The sequence below is a fragment of the Bifidobacterium sp. RTP21102st3_E2_RTP21102_210122 genome, from assembly GCF_040916945.1.
GTDB classification, from domain to species: Bacteria; Actinomycetota; Actinomycetes; order Actinomycetales; family Bifidobacteriaceae; genus Bifidobacterium; species Bifidobacterium longum.
Genome location: NZ_JBCPAN010000004.1, coordinates 225571 through 239134 on the forward strand (window position 1 = coordinate 225571; position 13564 = coordinate 239134).

The 13564-nt window shown below is 60.2% G+C and carries 13 protein-coding genes; 10 read left to right on the top strand and 3 right to left on the bottom strand.

Going from position 1 to position 13564, the window contains the following annotated elements:
- Positions 1-5 precede the first annotated feature (5 nt).
- The 5 genes from tmk (at position 6) to AB5287_RS06745 (ending at position 5865) form a co-directional block, all read left to right on the top strand.
- Positions 6-626 carry a dTMP kinase gene (gene tmk / locus AB5287_RS06725; protein ID WP_007055528.1) on the top strand — a complete coding sequence of 207 codons (621 nt, stop codon included), beginning with the start codon at positions 6-8 and terminating at the stop codon, positions 624-626.
- Positions 623-1774, top strand: coding sequence for a DNA polymerase III subunit delta' (locus AB5287_RS06730; protein ID WP_007051603.1), 1152 nt, complete (start codon positions 623-625; stop codon positions 1772-1774). The genes tmk and AB5287_RS06730 overlap by 4 nt, the downstream gene beginning before the upstream one ends.
- A 116-nt stretch (positions 1775-1890) precedes the next feature.
- The gene (locus AB5287_RS06735) at positions 1891-2445 is read left to right on the top strand and encodes a YbhB/YbcL family Raf kinase inhibitor-like protein (protein ID WP_115784629.1); all 555 of its coding nucleotides are present in this window, start codon (positions 1891-1893) and stop codon (positions 2443-2445) included.
- A 142-nt stretch (positions 2446-2587) separates the two neighbouring features.
- Positions 2588-4189, top strand: a complete 1602-nt coding sequence (locus AB5287_RS06740) for a C69 family dipeptidase (protein WP_007051601.1) — start codon at positions 2588-2590, stop codon at positions 4187-4189.
- Positions 4190-4347: 158 nt separating this feature from the next.
- Complete coding sequence (locus AB5287_RS06745; protein ID WP_007051600.1) at positions 4348-5865, top strand: formate--tetrahydrofolate ligase; 1518 nt, start codon at positions 4348-4350, stop codon at positions 5863-5865.
- A 303-nt stretch (positions 5866-6168) separates the two neighbouring features.
- On the opposite strand, the gene AB5287_RS06750 is transcribed toward AB5287_RS06745, so the two are convergent.
- The gene (locus AB5287_RS06750; RefSeq protein WP_013582339.1) at positions 6169-6516 is read right to left on the bottom strand and encodes a phenylpyruvate tautomerase MIF-related protein; all 348 of its coding nucleotides are present in this window, start codon (positions 6514-6516) and stop codon (positions 6169-6171) included.
- A gap of 201 nt (positions 6517-6717) precedes the next feature.
- Here AB5287_RS06750 and AB5287_RS06755 point away from each other — a divergent pair, with 201 nt between their 5' ends.
- The gene (locus tag AB5287_RS06755; RefSeq protein WP_007051598.1) at positions 6718-7254 is read left to right on the top strand and encodes a GtrA family protein; all 537 of its coding nucleotides are present in this window, start codon (positions 6718-6720) and stop codon (positions 7252-7254) included.
- A 47-nt stretch (positions 7255-7301) separates the two neighbouring features.
- Here AB5287_RS06755 and AB5287_RS06760 read toward each other — a convergent pair whose 3' ends face one another.
- Positions 7302-8747: an MFS transporter gene (locus AB5287_RS06760; protein WP_007054697.1), complete on the bottom strand. Its 1446-nt coding sequence runs from the start codon at positions 8745-8747 to the stop codon at positions 7302-7304.
- A 261-nt stretch (positions 8748-9008) separates the two neighbouring features.
- Here AB5287_RS06760 and AB5287_RS06765 point away from each other — a divergent pair, with 261 nt between their 5' ends.
- The 3 genes from AB5287_RS06765 to AB5287_RS06775 all read left to right on the top strand — a co-directional run bounded on the left by AB5287_RS06765 (position 9009) and on the right by AB5287_RS06775 (position 11715).
- Positions 9009-9668 carry a histidine phosphatase family protein gene (locus AB5287_RS06765; protein WP_007051596.1) on the top strand — a complete coding sequence of 220 codons (660 nt, stop codon included), beginning with the start codon at positions 9009-9011 and terminating at the stop codon, positions 9666-9668.
- A gap of 97 nt (positions 9669-9765) precedes the next feature.
- Positions 9766-10719, top strand: coding sequence for a hypothetical protein (locus AB5287_RS06770; RefSeq protein WP_007054699.1), 954 nt, complete (start codon positions 9766-9768; stop codon positions 10717-10719).
- Between the two features lie 78 nt (positions 10720-10797).
- The gene (locus AB5287_RS06775) at positions 10798-11715 is read left to right on the top strand and encodes a D-hexose-6-phosphate mutarotase (protein WP_007055536.1); all 918 of its coding nucleotides are present in this window, start codon (positions 10798-10800) and stop codon (positions 11713-11715) included.
- 117 nt (positions 11716-11832) lie between these two features.
- Here the strand turns inward: AB5287_RS06775 and AB5287_RS06780 are convergent, their stop codons facing one another.
- The gene (locus AB5287_RS06780; protein WP_007055560.1) at positions 11833-13014 is read right to left on the bottom strand and encodes a DUF805 domain-containing protein; all 1182 of its coding nucleotides are present in this window, start codon (positions 13012-13014) and stop codon (positions 11833-11835) included.
- A gap of 320 nt (positions 13015-13334) precedes the next feature.
- Here AB5287_RS06780 and AB5287_RS06785 point away from each other — a divergent pair, with 320 nt between their 5' ends.
- A complete protein-coding gene (locus AB5287_RS06785; protein ID WP_157822848.1) occupies positions 13335-13508 on the top strand; it encodes a hypothetical protein in 174 nt (57 codons plus the stop codon).
- The last annotated feature ends 56 nt before the right edge of the window (positions 13509-13564 follow it).

Below are 13564 nucleotides of genomic sequence, written 5' to 3' on the forward strand. Positions count from 1 at the left end.
ATAGCATGAGCGGTCTGTTTGTTTCGTTTGAAGGTGTCGATGGCGTGGGCAAGACCACGCAAGTCGAGCGGCTGCATGCGTATCTTGAGGCTCAGGGGCGTACCGTGGTCGTTACCCGTGAGCCGGGAGGCACTGCGTTAGGCAAGGCCATTCGCCAACTGCTGTTGCACGGTGTGGATGGGGGCGCCGTCGACATCGCACCGCGCGCCGAGGCGCTGCTATTCGCTGCAGACCGAGCCCAGCACGTTGCCGAAACCATCCGCCCGGCATTGGAGCGCGGTGAAGTGGTGATCACCGACCGCTATTTAGACTCTTCCTTGGCCTATCAGGCCGGTGGCCGCGAACTCACGCCAGAAGAGATTCGATCCTTAAGCATGTGGGCCACCAACAACCTGCTGCCCGACCGCACGTATTTGCTGGATATGGACCCAGCCCTGTCCCACCATCGCCTCGAACACGCGGAAGACCGTATGGAATCGGCCGGTGATGACTTCCAGTCCCGCACCCGCCAGGCCTTCTTGGACTTGGCCGCCGCCGAGCCGAATCGTTTCCGCGTTATCGATGCGAGCCAGAGCATTGAAGCGGTATGGGCTGCCATCGAATCCGACATCAAGGAGCTCGCATGAGCGTATGGGATTCACTAGTCGGCCAAAAGCCGGTAATCGACATGCTCAGTCGTATCGCGCAGGGCGACCCGAGCCAGATCACCCAGTCGTGGCTGATCTGTGGACCTCCCGGATCGGGCCGTTCCAACATGGCTCGTGCGTTTGCGGCGGCGCTGGAAAGCCCGGATCACGGCATGAGCGCTGAGCCCACGCGCGTCACCCAGCAGGTGCTTGCCGGCACGCATCCGGATGTCACGGTGCTGACCACGAACAAGGTGACTATTGGTATCGATCAGGTGCGTGAGATCATCACTACCTCCGAGCAGATGCCCGCCACCGCACCGTGGCGCATCATCATCATCGAAGACGTGGATCGCATGCTTGAGCGCACCACCAACGTGCTCTTGAAAGAGATTGAGGAGCCGGCCGAGCATTGCATCTGGCTACTGTGCGCGCCCAGCGCCCAGGACGTGCTGCCCACCATCCGCTCGCGCACACGCATCGTGAACCTCGCCGTGCCCTCCACCCAGGCGGTGGCCGGATTCCTGACCTCCACCACCAATGTCGAGCCAAAAGTGGCGCAGCGTGCGGCCCGACTCGCCGAAGGCCATATCGGCATCGCCAAGTTGTACGCCACCGACGAACGGGTTATGTCCGACCGCGATGAACTTGTGGTCGGTGTGCTGAATCTGGCCCGTGCCTCGGATGCAGTGTTGTTGGCCGGCAATCTTATCGACAATGCCAAGGCCCAGGCCGAGGCAGACGCGAACCGCATCACCGCCGGTCAGGAAGCGGAATTCCGCCGCATCAACGGACTGGCACCGAGCGACCGCATCCCGCCGAAACTGCGTGGCGCATTCAACCAGATTGCCAAGAAAGACGATGTGAAGCGTTTGGTCACCCGCCGTACGCGCGACGTATTGGATCGTGCGCTGAACTCCATCGCCTCCATCTACCGAGATGTGGCGGTGCTGCAGAACAATGCGGAGGATTCGGTGGGCCTCATCAACCTGGAGAACCGCTCGTCGATCACCGAATTGTCGGTGCGGTTGAACCGGGCCGGTGCCGTGACCCGTCTGGACGAAGTGGCCCACGCCCGCAAGCGCCTAGCCGGCAACGGCAACCCGCTACTGGTATTCGAGTCCCTCTTCTGCGCCCTGATCCCATAACCCGACGCAACTAGCCCCCCTCTGATGAGGGGGCTGTCGAGCGCAGCGAGACTGGGGGAGAGACCCCGTAACGCACAGCCCCCAGTACGTCACACATATGAGCGATACTGGGACGTATGAAGATTTCCGCCGATTTCACCGTCATTCCGGACGATTTTGCCAAGGCCTCCGCGCCCGAGTGCTTCAACGGCGGCGTGCCGGTCGTCTCCTTCCCGTTCTACATCGATGATGTGAACCCCGAGGCCCGTTACCTGCACTGGGAGTTCGTGGACCCGGATTCGATTCCGGTCTGCGGCTTCGAGTGGATTCACTGGTCCGTGGCCAATCTGCCGATTGATGCGCTGATGTACGACTTCAATGATTCGCATGCGTTGGCCATCCCGCCGGACTTCTCCCGTCAGCTGCCGGCCATGATTCCCGAGACCGTGCAGGGGCGCAACTCCTCGGCCTCCAAGTTCTTGGGCCGCAGCACTGACCCGGCGGTGATCATGCGGTACAACGGTCCGCAGCCGCCGGACAAGGATCATGAGTACTACCTGCAGGTGTGGGCCACCAAGAAGCCGTTGCCCGGCTTGAATCAGGGCTTCTGGCTCAACGAGCTGTTGCACGCGCTGCGCAACAGCGGTGAAGTGCCCGACACCGACGGCATCTTCCTGACCGGCAAGGCGTGAGCCACATGAGCCCCCGCAGGCGGGGGCTGTCAGCATCACTGACTGGGGGTGGGTCAGTACAAAACCACCTTCAGTCCGACTTCGTCGTCCAGCTCCCGCCAGTGGGAGCGTGACCACAACAAAGAAAGGACACCATCACACTATGGCCTGCACCACGATTCTGGTAGGCAAAGACGCGAGCTATGACGGCTCGACCATCATCGCCCGCAACGAGGATTCCGCGAACGGCGAGTTCAACCCGAAGCGCTTCATCGTCGTGAAGCCGGAGGAACAGCCGCGCGAATACAAGTCGGTGATCTCCCACCTGACCATCACCCTGCCGGACGACCCGCTGCAGTACACCGCCGTGCCGAACGCGGACCTCAAGGAAGGTATTTGGGGCGAGGCCGGCGTCAACGAGGCGAACGTGGCGATGAGCGCCACCGAAACCCTGACCACCAACGAGCGCGTGCTCGGCGCCGACCCGTTCGTGGAATACACGCCGGCCAAGGGCGATGAGCCCGAGGTGCCCGGCGGCATCGGCGAAGAGGACTTCCTGACCATCGTGCTGCCGTATGTCAAGACCGCACGCGAGGGCGTCCAGCGCCTCGGCGCGCTGCTTGAGGAATTCGGCACCTACGAGATGAACGGCGTCGCCTTCTCCGACTCCAACGAAATCTGGTGGCTGGAAACTGTGGGCGGCCATCACTGGATTGCCAAGCGAGTGCCGGACGAGGCCTACGTGACCATGCCGAACCAGCTCGGTATCGACGAATTCGACCTTGAGGACGCCCTGGGTGACCAGGAAGCACACATGTGTTCCGAAGACCTTGCCGAATTCATCGAAACCAACCATTTGGACCTCGCGGTGGAGAACACTACCCCGTTCAACCCGCGCGATGCCTTCGGCTCCCACTCCGACTCCGACCACGTGTACAACACCCCGCGCGCCTGGTACATGCAGCGCTTCCTCAACCCGTACGACGAGGTGTGGGACGGCCCGGACGCCGACCACAAGCCCACCTCCGACGACATCCCGTGGGCCCGTCAGCCTGAGCGCAAGGTGACCATCGAGGATATCAAGTACGTGCTGAGCTCCCACTACCAGGGCACCCCGTTCGATCCGTACGGCCAGCTGGGCGATGAGCGCACCCGCCACATGTACCGCACGATCGGCATCAACCGCCAGAGCCAGCTCGCGGTGATGCAGATCCGCCCGTACCGCCCGCAGGCCTCCCGCGCCATCCAGTGGATGGCATACGGCTCCAACCCGTTCAACACGCTGGTACCGTTCTTCCCGAACGTGGACACCACGCCCGCCTACCTTGAGGACACCACCACCCGCGTGACGTCCGAGAACTTCTACTGGGCCAACCGCATCATCGCCGCCCTGTGCGATGGCGCCTTCCGCTCCACGTCCAACGCCGTTGAGCGCTACCAGGAGAAGACCGGTGCGATGGGCCACCGCTTGGTCGCCGCCACCGACGAGCAGATCGCCCGTCTGGGCTTGACGGCCGCCGAGGAAGCCGCGCAGTCCGCCGCTGAAGAGGAATTTGAGGCCGACAACGTGGATGGCGATGTGCAGCCGATGACCCCGGACGAGACCATCGCCGCGCTGCGTAACCCCGAGGTGCGCGAGATTCTCGCCGCCGCCAACCAGACCATGGCCGACCAGCTCAAGGAGGAAACCGAAAAGCTGCTTGACTCCGTGCTGTACACTCGCAGCATGGAAATGAAGAACGGCTTCCACATGTCCGACTTTTAGTCCGTATTGAGCTCCCCTCCCTGAGGGGAGCTGACCGCGAAGCGGACTGAGGGGGCTAAGCCGTTAAGAAAACAGCCCAGTGGGCTGTTTTTAGGCGAAGAGGCGGCGACTGCCGCCCCACCACCCCGCCCCACCACACAAACACAGAAAGGCTTTATATGACCACCATCGAAGACTTCACCAGCCAGTACGGTCTGGTCCAGAAGATCGACGCATTCGGCTACATGAAGTACCTGGCCGAGAACCCTGACGCCCCGCGCAAGCACGGCAAGGTGGTGCTCGTCACCGCCGATACGCCGCTCAAGGCATCGCGCGGAGAAGGCAAGACCACCACGACCATCGCCCTGATCGACGCTCTGAACAAGCGCGGCATTGATGCGACCGCCGTGCTGCGTCAGCCGAGCATGGGCATCACCGCAGCCGGTTCCAAGGGCGGTGCCTCCGGCGGCGGCAAGGCTTCCCTGACCCACCCCGAGCTCATCGACTGGGGTCTGTGCGGCGAAATGGGCGCCATCGAGGCGGCCCAGAACCTGCTCGTCTCCTTCGCCGAGAAGGCCATCGATGACGGCAAGCTCGACACGATTCTCGTGCCGCGTGTCTCCGAGGTTCCGAGCCGCTCCCTGCGCTCCACCGCTGTGGACTACGGCAAGGGCAACGTGCCGGAGAAGGTCGTGCTCACGCCGACCTGCGAGCTCATGCAGATTGTGGTGCTCTCCCGCTCGATGGACGAGATTTCCGAGCGCGTGTCCAAGATGATCGCCGGCACCAAGGACGGCAAGGCCGTGACCTTCGGCGAATTCGTGGACCTGTGGCGTATCACTGGCATTTTGGCCGACGCGGTCAAGCCGGCCAAGACCGAAACCGTGAACGGATCACCGGTCTACGTGCACGGTGGCCCGTTCGCCAACGTGTCCATCGGCATTCCGACGTTGGTCTCCGTGGAAATGGCCTGCGCCCTGCATGACGTGGTCATCGTCGAGGCCGGTTACGGCACCGACGCCGGCGCCCAGAAGTGGCTGGACATCGCCTGCCGCGAATACGGCGCGCAGTGGCCGTCCGCCGCCATCGTGGTGACCCGTGCCTCCACCTGGCGCGACGATCCCGAGCTGGCCTGGCGCTACCCGTTCCACGTGCAGCGCCTGGAGAACCTGGACATTCCGACCTTCCCGCTCATCAACCTGTGGGAAGGCGAGGACGATCAGGTTCCGTCCCTGAAGGCCACCGCCGACGAGCTGGGCTTCCGCACGCCGATCATCGGCAACCTGTTCCGCGACGGCGGCGAGGCGCTGGCCCCGCAGCTTGACGGTTTCGTCGACGCGTTGCAGAACGGCTCCATGCCGGCCGAACCGCACTCGCACAAGGGCATGGCCCTGACCGAGAACGCCAAGTGGGTGGCCGAGAACGCCTACGGCGTACCGGCCGAGCGCGTGATTTACAAGCCGGGCTTCACCGAGTCCGTGTCCGAGGCCATGGAACTGTGCCAGAGCGCAGGCATCTCGCTGGACGATCTGGCGTTCGTGGCGGTCAAGTCCCCGGCGACCATGACCGACAACGACCGTGCCCCCGAAGAAGAGCGCACCGTGACCCTGAAGAAGGTTGAGGTGCATGCCGGTGCCGGTCTGGTCCACGTCAACCTGACCACCAGCCTCACCACCCCCATGCCCAAGATCGTGTGATGACAGGCATGAGGTGAGGTAACTCGCTTTCGAGGGGCGGATTTTCGGTTTTCCGGAGGTCTATCTGCGTTTCGAGGGGCTCTTCGATTGCGAAATCCGGAGTATGACCATTGAAATTGCAATGTTTATACTCCGGTTTTCTTGTTTTAAAAGCCCCTTGAAACGCTAGTAGAGCTTCTGAATGTTGGAAATCAGCCCCTTGAAACGTAGAAAGCCCGCCGCCGGCGGGCTTTCTACATCTGAGCTTCCCTCTTTGAGGGGAGCTGCCAGCGAAGCTGACTGAGGGGAGCCAGAATACGCAAACTAGAAGTTGCTACCATTCCAGCCCCAGTCGGTGGTGGCGGTGTAACGGATGTAGGTGCGGTCCTCGGGAATGCCGAGCGTGGAGTTCAGCGCGGCCATAATGCTCTCGGTCAGCTTTTCCCAAGCAGAGCCCGGCACAGAGCGGCCGAACACGTTGACTTCCACATAGGCGGCGGGCTGGTCATCGCTACCACCGAAGTAAATCGGCATATTGTCCTCGAACGGGCACATTAGCCAGCCCTCGGACTTGCCCGGCACGGCGGTAATCGCCTTGCCATAGGCAGCCTTCAACGCCTCGCGCTGCTCAGGGGTGGTGGGCACGGACACATGAGTGTGAATAACGGGCATAATTCCTCCTTGATTCGGTTCGCTTCCAGTCTAGCCTCAGCGGTTGCTGTTGAACATGGCATGCGGATGTAGGAAGCTGCTTGCAGAACGGACCGGGGCAAGGCCAATTTGGGGAGATTATTGGCCTTTCCAGCCAATATATGTTCCGCAGTCAGCCCAATAGTGTTGAATACCCTTGTGAGAAAACTGATTGAACAACTGATGAAGTTCGGCATTGTGGGCGTCATCGCCTTTGTTATCGACTGGGGTATTCTCAACCTATTGGTTGGCATATTCCACATGCACAACGTGCTGGCTGCCACCGTCTCTTTCATCATCTCGCTGATTTTCAACTATCTGGCGAGCATGAAATTCGTATTCAAGCATCGTGATGACATGGCGCGCTGGATGGAGATTCTTATCTTCGTGGCGGGCGCTGTAGTCGGTCTGTTCATGAATGACGCGATTATCTGGATTTCCACTTATGGCATGAACCATGATGCCTATGTATCGCAGCATGCCGAATATCTGTTGCGCACCAATATCGGCAAGTTGGTGGCCACTGCCGTGGTAATGATCTGGAACTTCTTGATTCGCAAGTGGCTGCTCGACGATACGCACACCAATGCGATGAACCGTCTGAAGTCCGCTGAAAATCGACTGAATGCCGAGGAGCTTGAAGCCAAGTGGCAGAACAGCTTCTCCCACAAGCTCGGCATCTGGTCCCTGGAACACACGCCCAAAGGCTGGCCGAAGTAGCGTTTTGACGTATAAGCCCCCTCGTCAGAGGGGGCTTAGCTTTTGTCTCACACACTCACTTCAGTCAAGGTCGGCTGCTCGGTGGAGCCCTTGATCTGCTTGAAGCCAATCAGCGCAATCACCAGCGAGACCAGTGCCAAAGTGGTCACCACCATGAAGCCGCCATGCGAGCCCATGCGGTCGATGAACTGGCCGGCAATCGCCGAACCGGCGGAGGAGCCGATAGAATTCATCGCACCCATCCACGCCATGCCTTCGGTCAGGCGGGAAGGCGGCACCAAGTGCAGCATGAGCTGGTTGCCGTTAATCCACGTCGGAGCCTGGCACACGCCGATGATCAGGTAGATGATCATAATCACCCACAGATGCTTGGCGAACAGGAACGTGCTGATGCCGATGTTCACCACGGCCAGGCAGAAGTAGAAGCGCTTCCACAGGGCAATCGACCAGTTCTTCGCGCCGTACACCAAGGCGCCCATCAACGAGCTGATGGAGAAGCAGGCGAATACAAAGCCCGTGTACTGCTTCATATTCGACTCGGTGGCGAATGCGATGATCGAGATGCCTGTAGCCGACTGGAACGCGCCCAAGCCGAACCAGGTGACGCATACCGCAATCAGACCCGGTCCCCAGATGGACGCCTTCTTGCCGGAACGCGCATCGGCGACCGCCTGCTCAATGGCGGCGTTAATCGTGGCCTCATCGGTCACGCCTTCGCGCTCAAGACGGCGGCGAGTCTCCTCGGCTGCGGTCTCCACCTTCAACGCTTCGGCTCGAGCCGCCTCGCGCTCACGGTATTCCTTGCGGGAAATGCCCTCAGCGCGGGCCAGCTGAGTCTGTGACGGTGGCTCAGTGGTCAGCTCGGTCAAGAACATCAGCGCGCCCACCACCACGCACATGCCGGTGAACGAGAATGCCAGCAGACCGGAGATCACGGCCAGTGTGGAAGCCAGTGGATTGCCGATTACCCACATGCATTCGTCCAGCACGCCGCACAGGGAGAGCGCACGGTTGGTACGCTCCTGATCGCCCTTCAGGATTTTGGTCCAGCGCGCGCGGCTCATCGCGCCCCACGGCGGAATAGCTGCCAGGAACGGCGTCAAACAGTACAGCACCCATTCCGGCGCACGATTGGTGATGGATGTGGTCAGCGCGACGGCGGCGACAATCCACACCAGAATCGTTGGAATCGAAACCTGCCGCTGGCCGAACTTGTCGGTCAGCTTGCCGAGCAGCGGCGTGGCCACGGCCAGTGCAATCGCCTGAATGGCGGTGAGCATACCTGCCAGCGAGTAGTTGCCGTAGTAATGCTGCACGGAAATGGTGATGGTCATGCCCACCATCGGGAACGGCATGCAGGCAATCACCGAACCGATGGAATAACGAGCGGTATGAGGTATGCGCAGCAACTCCGCATACCCACCAAAAACTTTGTGACCCACTTCCTTGATGCCAGCCATAATGGTGTTCGAGTTGGACAGGTTGTTGGACATAACAGCACTACGCTCCTTTCCGCTCCCGATTGGATGTTCCCCGCTGACGTGGCGTTGCCGGCGAAGCCCTCATCGAATGATGTGTTGTCCATGGTCGCGCAAAGTTTGCGTTGGATTTCCCTATTCGCATATTTGCGTCACGGATACTCTAATCGTTGGTTAGGGCGCGACACGCGGTAGATTGGAGATATTAAGACAACGTTCTCATGTTCTTCGGCGAACATCGCAAGATGCCCGTAGGAATAAAAAGAAAGGCGGCTCATGAGCGCAACCACCATCCACTTCGTTCGCCACGGCAAGGTCTACAACCCTGACCATCTGCTCTATGAGCGGCTGCCCGACTTCCATCTCTCCGATCTTGGCCGGCGTATGGCACAGGCCACCGCCGCCTATCTGGCCAATAGCCCTCAGACCAATACGATTTCCGCGGTGTATTCGTCTCCCCTGGACCGCACGCGCGAGACCGCCGACGCGATTCTTGACGCGTTGAATCCCGTGCGCGAGGCCCGAGGCGAAGCCCCGCTCATGCTCACCGCCGATGAGCGAGTGATTGAGGCCGGCAACGAGTTCCGCGGCAAGCGTATCGGCCATGGCGAAGGCGCGCTGTGGAAGAACGGCAATTGGAAACTGGTCACCAACCTGTACAAGCCGAGTTGGGGCGAATCCTATCAGCACATTGCGCAGCGCATGGATGATTTCGCACGCGAGAAGGTCGCCCAACACCCCGGCGAACAGATTGTGGTGGTCAGCCACGAATCGCCGATTTTCAGTTATCGCCATTATCTGGAGACCGGCCACCCCGAGCACTGGATGTTCCTGCGGCACACGGCGCTCGCCTCCGTGACCTCGGTGACGTACGACAACGAAACCGGCCGTGTGATGTCAATCACGTATGTCGACCCAGCAGCCAACGTCAAGTAACGGCACACTGGTGAATAGCTGAGCTACAATCTGGGCTCCCCTCAGAGGGAGCCAATGGGACGCACTACAATCAAGTGGTGAACGCAGAGGAGCATGAATGACCATTGAACTCAATCGTGAGGCAATCGCACGGATCGCGGCATTGCCGGGGGTAGCTGAGGCCGCTGAAGCCGGCTCGGCGCTAATTAGCCTGTGGCCGCTGACCGAAGCCATGCAGATGGACAATGACGCCAAGTATGCGGAGAACCTGCAGGTGCGTGTCACGCACGCGTTCGCACGCATTCTCACCGGTCAGGATGTTACGATGCCTGACGCCGAATTCGTCTACGAGGGGGCCGATGAGATTCCTGGCCGTCCGCAAAGCATCGTAGACACGCTGCTTGCTGCCAATGACGCCTACGATACGATGGCCGGTTACTCGGAATCCGGCGATGTGCAGCTGATTTTCGATGCCGCCGAAGCTTTAGGTGTTGACTGGGATTCGCATGTCGAGGCCGCAGTCCGTGAGACGGTTGTCTCCGTGGAGGCTCAGGTTGAGGCCGATGCCGAGGCTGGCGGACGTTTGGCGGCTTCCGGCGAGCCGGCTGATGTGGCCGTCCGTTTCGCCACCGCGCTCGCCGTATGCGATGCGCTGCTGAACGTGGTGAGCGGGCATGCCGAGACGGTTGGCTTGGTTGGTCCGGCTGTTGCTGATGCCGCTGATGTTGCTGACGAGGCCCGGGCCACCGCCATCGTAACGTTGCCGATTCTGCTGTACGTCAACGAATTACGTGAGCAGTGCTCGATTCCGCGCATCTGCCTGACCGACCAGCAGATTCTTGATCTGATTGATACGCGTGCCAATGCCGGTGACACCCTGACCGCCACCGCCGAATACATTGCCCCGCTGGCCGGTGCCGAATGGACCAAGCACCGCGACGATGTGCTCTGGAACCCGGACGAAGCCAAGAAGAAGGCCAAGGAAGAAGACGAAAAGCGCAACAAGGAGGCCTTGGCCGCCAAGTTTGCGCACATTAAAGATGACCCTGGCAAAGAAACCGTGGAGTTGTGAGAATCAAGGCAGCTTAGCCCGCCTGATCGGTTCTCTTACCCCTGCTCGCGATTCCTCCGTGCCAAGGAAATCGTCTATGTGGTGAAGAACATCGCTTACGCAACGGAAGAAGAAACACTTATGGGCAATGGCGTCAATCTGCGCACGCTCACCAATGACGGCGGTAGCGCGGTAATCAGCGATTACGGGGCGCATCTGCTGCGCTGGGCCCCGGCGGGGCAGCCGGATGTAATCTGGACGCCCCGCACATGGCATTTCGAAGCTGGTCAGCCGGTTGGCGGGGGAGTGCCGGTGTGCTTCCCCTGGTTCGGGCCGGGGTTTGTGCATGGCGGGCAGACTGCGAAGCGACCGATTCATGGGTTCGCACGATTGCGCCAGTGGGCGCTGGACGAAGGGGCGTTTACCGGTGCCCGTGTGCGGTATGTGCTGGATTCCGAACGACTGACGACTGGCGAAGTGCCATGGATCGAGGATGAACCCAACGTGCGTTTCCATGCCGCATACGAGGTGTGTGCCAGCGATACGCTGACGATGACGCTGACCGTTACCAACACGGGAGGTGAGCCGATGTCGTATGAGGCGGCGCTGCACTCGTATCTGCATGTCGGCGATGTGCTCGGCGCGCGGCTGGTCGGTTTGCGGGGTGCAACATATCTGGATGCCACGGAAGCCGGATTCCCGCCAAAACTACAAGAACAGCCATCGGTGATGTTCGGCGATCAGCCGGTGGACCGTGTGTATTATTCCGATGCTGCACTGGAATTGCAGGACCATGTGCTGGGTCGTGTGATTCGCATCGGCAAGACCGGCTCGCCGCAGACGGTGGTGTGGAATCCCGGAGAGCAGGGCGGCAACGCCATTGCCCATGCCAAGACGGGTGAATGGCGTGGCTTTGTGGCCGTGGAGGCAGCGGCGTGCCGAGACCGTATCGTTGCCCTTAGTCCGGGTGAATCGTATATGCTTTCGCAGTCCATTGCCGTGATGCCGTTGGGGTAGTTGGCTGAATACAGTGCCGATAATACAGTGCCGAGAATGATGAAGCCCTACTCGCGTTGAGTAGGGCTTCATCATTGGTTGCGGGGAACTTCTTCAACGGAAGTTCACCGATATCGGTTACTGGCCTTGCCAGGGTTTCTGGGCATTGTCGCCGGCGGGAGCCGTGTGCTCAGAAGGTGTTGCGGATTCGTCGCCGGCGTTTTGAGGCATCGGCGGAACCTGGCCGTACTGTGGGGCCGGGGCCTCCGGTTGGCCGTACTGCGGGGCCGGCACCTGACCGTAATCAGGTGCGGGTGCAGCCGGCTGGCCATAGTCGGGGGTCGGCATGGGCGGCTGGCCGTAAGCCGGGGCCGGCTGGTTGAAGCCGGGTGCGGGCGCGTTCGGAGCGGCGAAATTCGGGGGTACAGGCGTGCTGTATGGTGCGCCGTAAGCACCCTGAGGCATGGGGGTTGCCGCCGCGCCATCGTCAAAACGTGCGCCCTCCGGCTTGCTGGGAAGAGCCATGAACACGATATAGACAACGCAGCCGGCCAGCGTAATCAACGCACCAATGACCGCCGCGCCAAGACCGCCGGCGGCCATGCTGCCATAACCATAGTCATAACTGCCAAGGCTCCTGAACCCGCCGTACAGTGCCGCACCACCGCCGATAATCATGATGATAAGGCCGATAACCATCGCGATATAGAAAATGGCAACCCACCAGCCAGGCTTGTTCGTGTCATGCAGACGGCGGACGGAAAGTGCCAGGGTGGGGATTAGGGTCACCAGACCCCAAATGGTGGCGAGGAAGCCAAGCTTTTCATCTGTGGCGGTGTTGAGGATGTCCAGCACTATATTGATGCCGAAAGCGGCCAGCACCCACCACCAGAATTCACTGCGGGACGCGCGGCCCTTGAACACCGTGTACTTCTTCCAGAAGCGCAGGAAGGCTTCTTGGAAGGAGCATCCGTAGTAAGGCTTATCCAGCGGCACAGTGGCAGTGGGCGCGGCGTATTGGCCGTAAGACGGCGGAACCGGGCCGTAAGGATTGCCATCGGGGGCCGGTGTGCCGTACGCCGGTGCGGATTGACCGTAGGTGTTGGCGTCGGGCGCGGGCTGACCGTAGGTTGGTACGGCCTGGCCATAAGAGTTCGCGGTCGGAGCAGGCTGACCGTATGCCGGCTGTCCGTAAGCGGGCTGCGCCGGCTGTGAGGGCTGCGCCGGGGCCGGTGCGCCATACTGCGGTACGGGATTAGGTGTGGGCGTACCGTTGGCCTCAGGCTGCTGAGGCAAAGGCACATTGTTGGGATCAGACATTGATTCCCCTTTCATAAGACCTATGTGTCACATCATATTCTTCCATTGCATGAGTGGAAAACTCAACAATTGCGCCAAATAATGTCCAAAGTTGTGGTGAATGCACTGGAAAGAATCGATGGTTATCAAATCGATATCAGTTGAGGGTGAACGTTATCGATCGGTTGTGTAACCTGTTGCATGAATATTGCGCACAGTTGCGGGGCGGAACTGGAAAGCAGACGAAGCTTTTGGCGCTATGCATAAAGCAACATACAGAGATGTAGGGAATGCCATGAACCACGAATACACGGATGCCGCCGTTGAGCAGCGCGAATCGCATGAAGACGAATCTCAAGACTAGGATCTGCTGTTCGTGGGCCTGGCCTGCTGATTCTCGTTTGCTGTTTTCTTTTCTTTTGATTTTAAAAGCAAAAGAAAAGAAAATGGCAGGCAAAAGAGATTTCGTTGGAAAATGGCCGTTTTGGGATGGTGTTGGCCCGAAACGTCAATAACGAAGCAAAAGAGCGAGGAGCGCTGCTCTCCGCGTCCGGCGCGCGCGGCACAATAG

Coding starts and splice junctions, on each gene's coding strand:
- AB5287_RS06750 (WP_013582339.1), bottom strand. CDS start 6,516: ATGCCCGTTATTCACACTCATGTGTCCGTGCCCACCACCCCTGAGCAG.
- AB5287_RS06755 (WP_007051598.1), top strand. CDS start 6,718: ATGAAGTTCGGCATTGTGGGCGTCATCGCCTTTGTTATCGACTGGGGT.
- AB5287_RS06740 (WP_007051601.1), top strand. CDS start 2,588: ATGGCCTGCACCACGATTCTGGTAGGCAAAGACGCGAGCTATGACGGC.
- AB5287_RS06780 (WP_007055560.1), bottom strand. CDS start 13,014: ATGTCTGATCCCAACAATGTGCCTTTGCCTCAGCAGCCTGAGGCCAAC.
- AB5287_RS06730 (WP_007051603.1), top strand. CDS start 623: ATGAGCGTATGGGATTCACTAGTCGGCCAAAAGCCGGTAATCGACATG.
- AB5287_RS06760 (WP_007054697.1), bottom strand. CDS start 8,747: ATGTCCAACAACCTGTCCAACTCGAACACCATTATGGCTGGCATCAAG.
- AB5287_RS06745 (WP_007051600.1), top strand. CDS start 4,348: ATGACCACCATCGAAGACTTCACCAGCCAGTACGGTCTGGTCCAGAAG.
- tmk (WP_007055528.1), top strand. CDS start 6: ATGAGCGGTCTGTTTGTTTCGTTTGAAGGTGTCGATGGCGTGGGCAAG.
- AB5287_RS06765 (WP_007051596.1), top strand. CDS start 9,009: ATGAGCGCAACCACCATCCACTTCGTTCGCCACGGCAAGGTCTACAAC.
- AB5287_RS06735 (WP_115784629.1), top strand. CDS start 1,891: ATGAAGATTTCCGCCGATTTCACCGTCATTCCGGACGATTTTGCCAAG.
- AB5287_RS06785 (WP_157822848.1), top strand. CDS start 13,335: ATGAAGACGAATCTCAAGACTAGGATCTGCTGTTCGTGGGCCTGGCCT.
- AB5287_RS06770 (WP_007054699.1), top strand. CDS start 9,766: ATGACCATTGAACTCAATCGTGAGGCAATCGCACGGATCGCGGCATTG.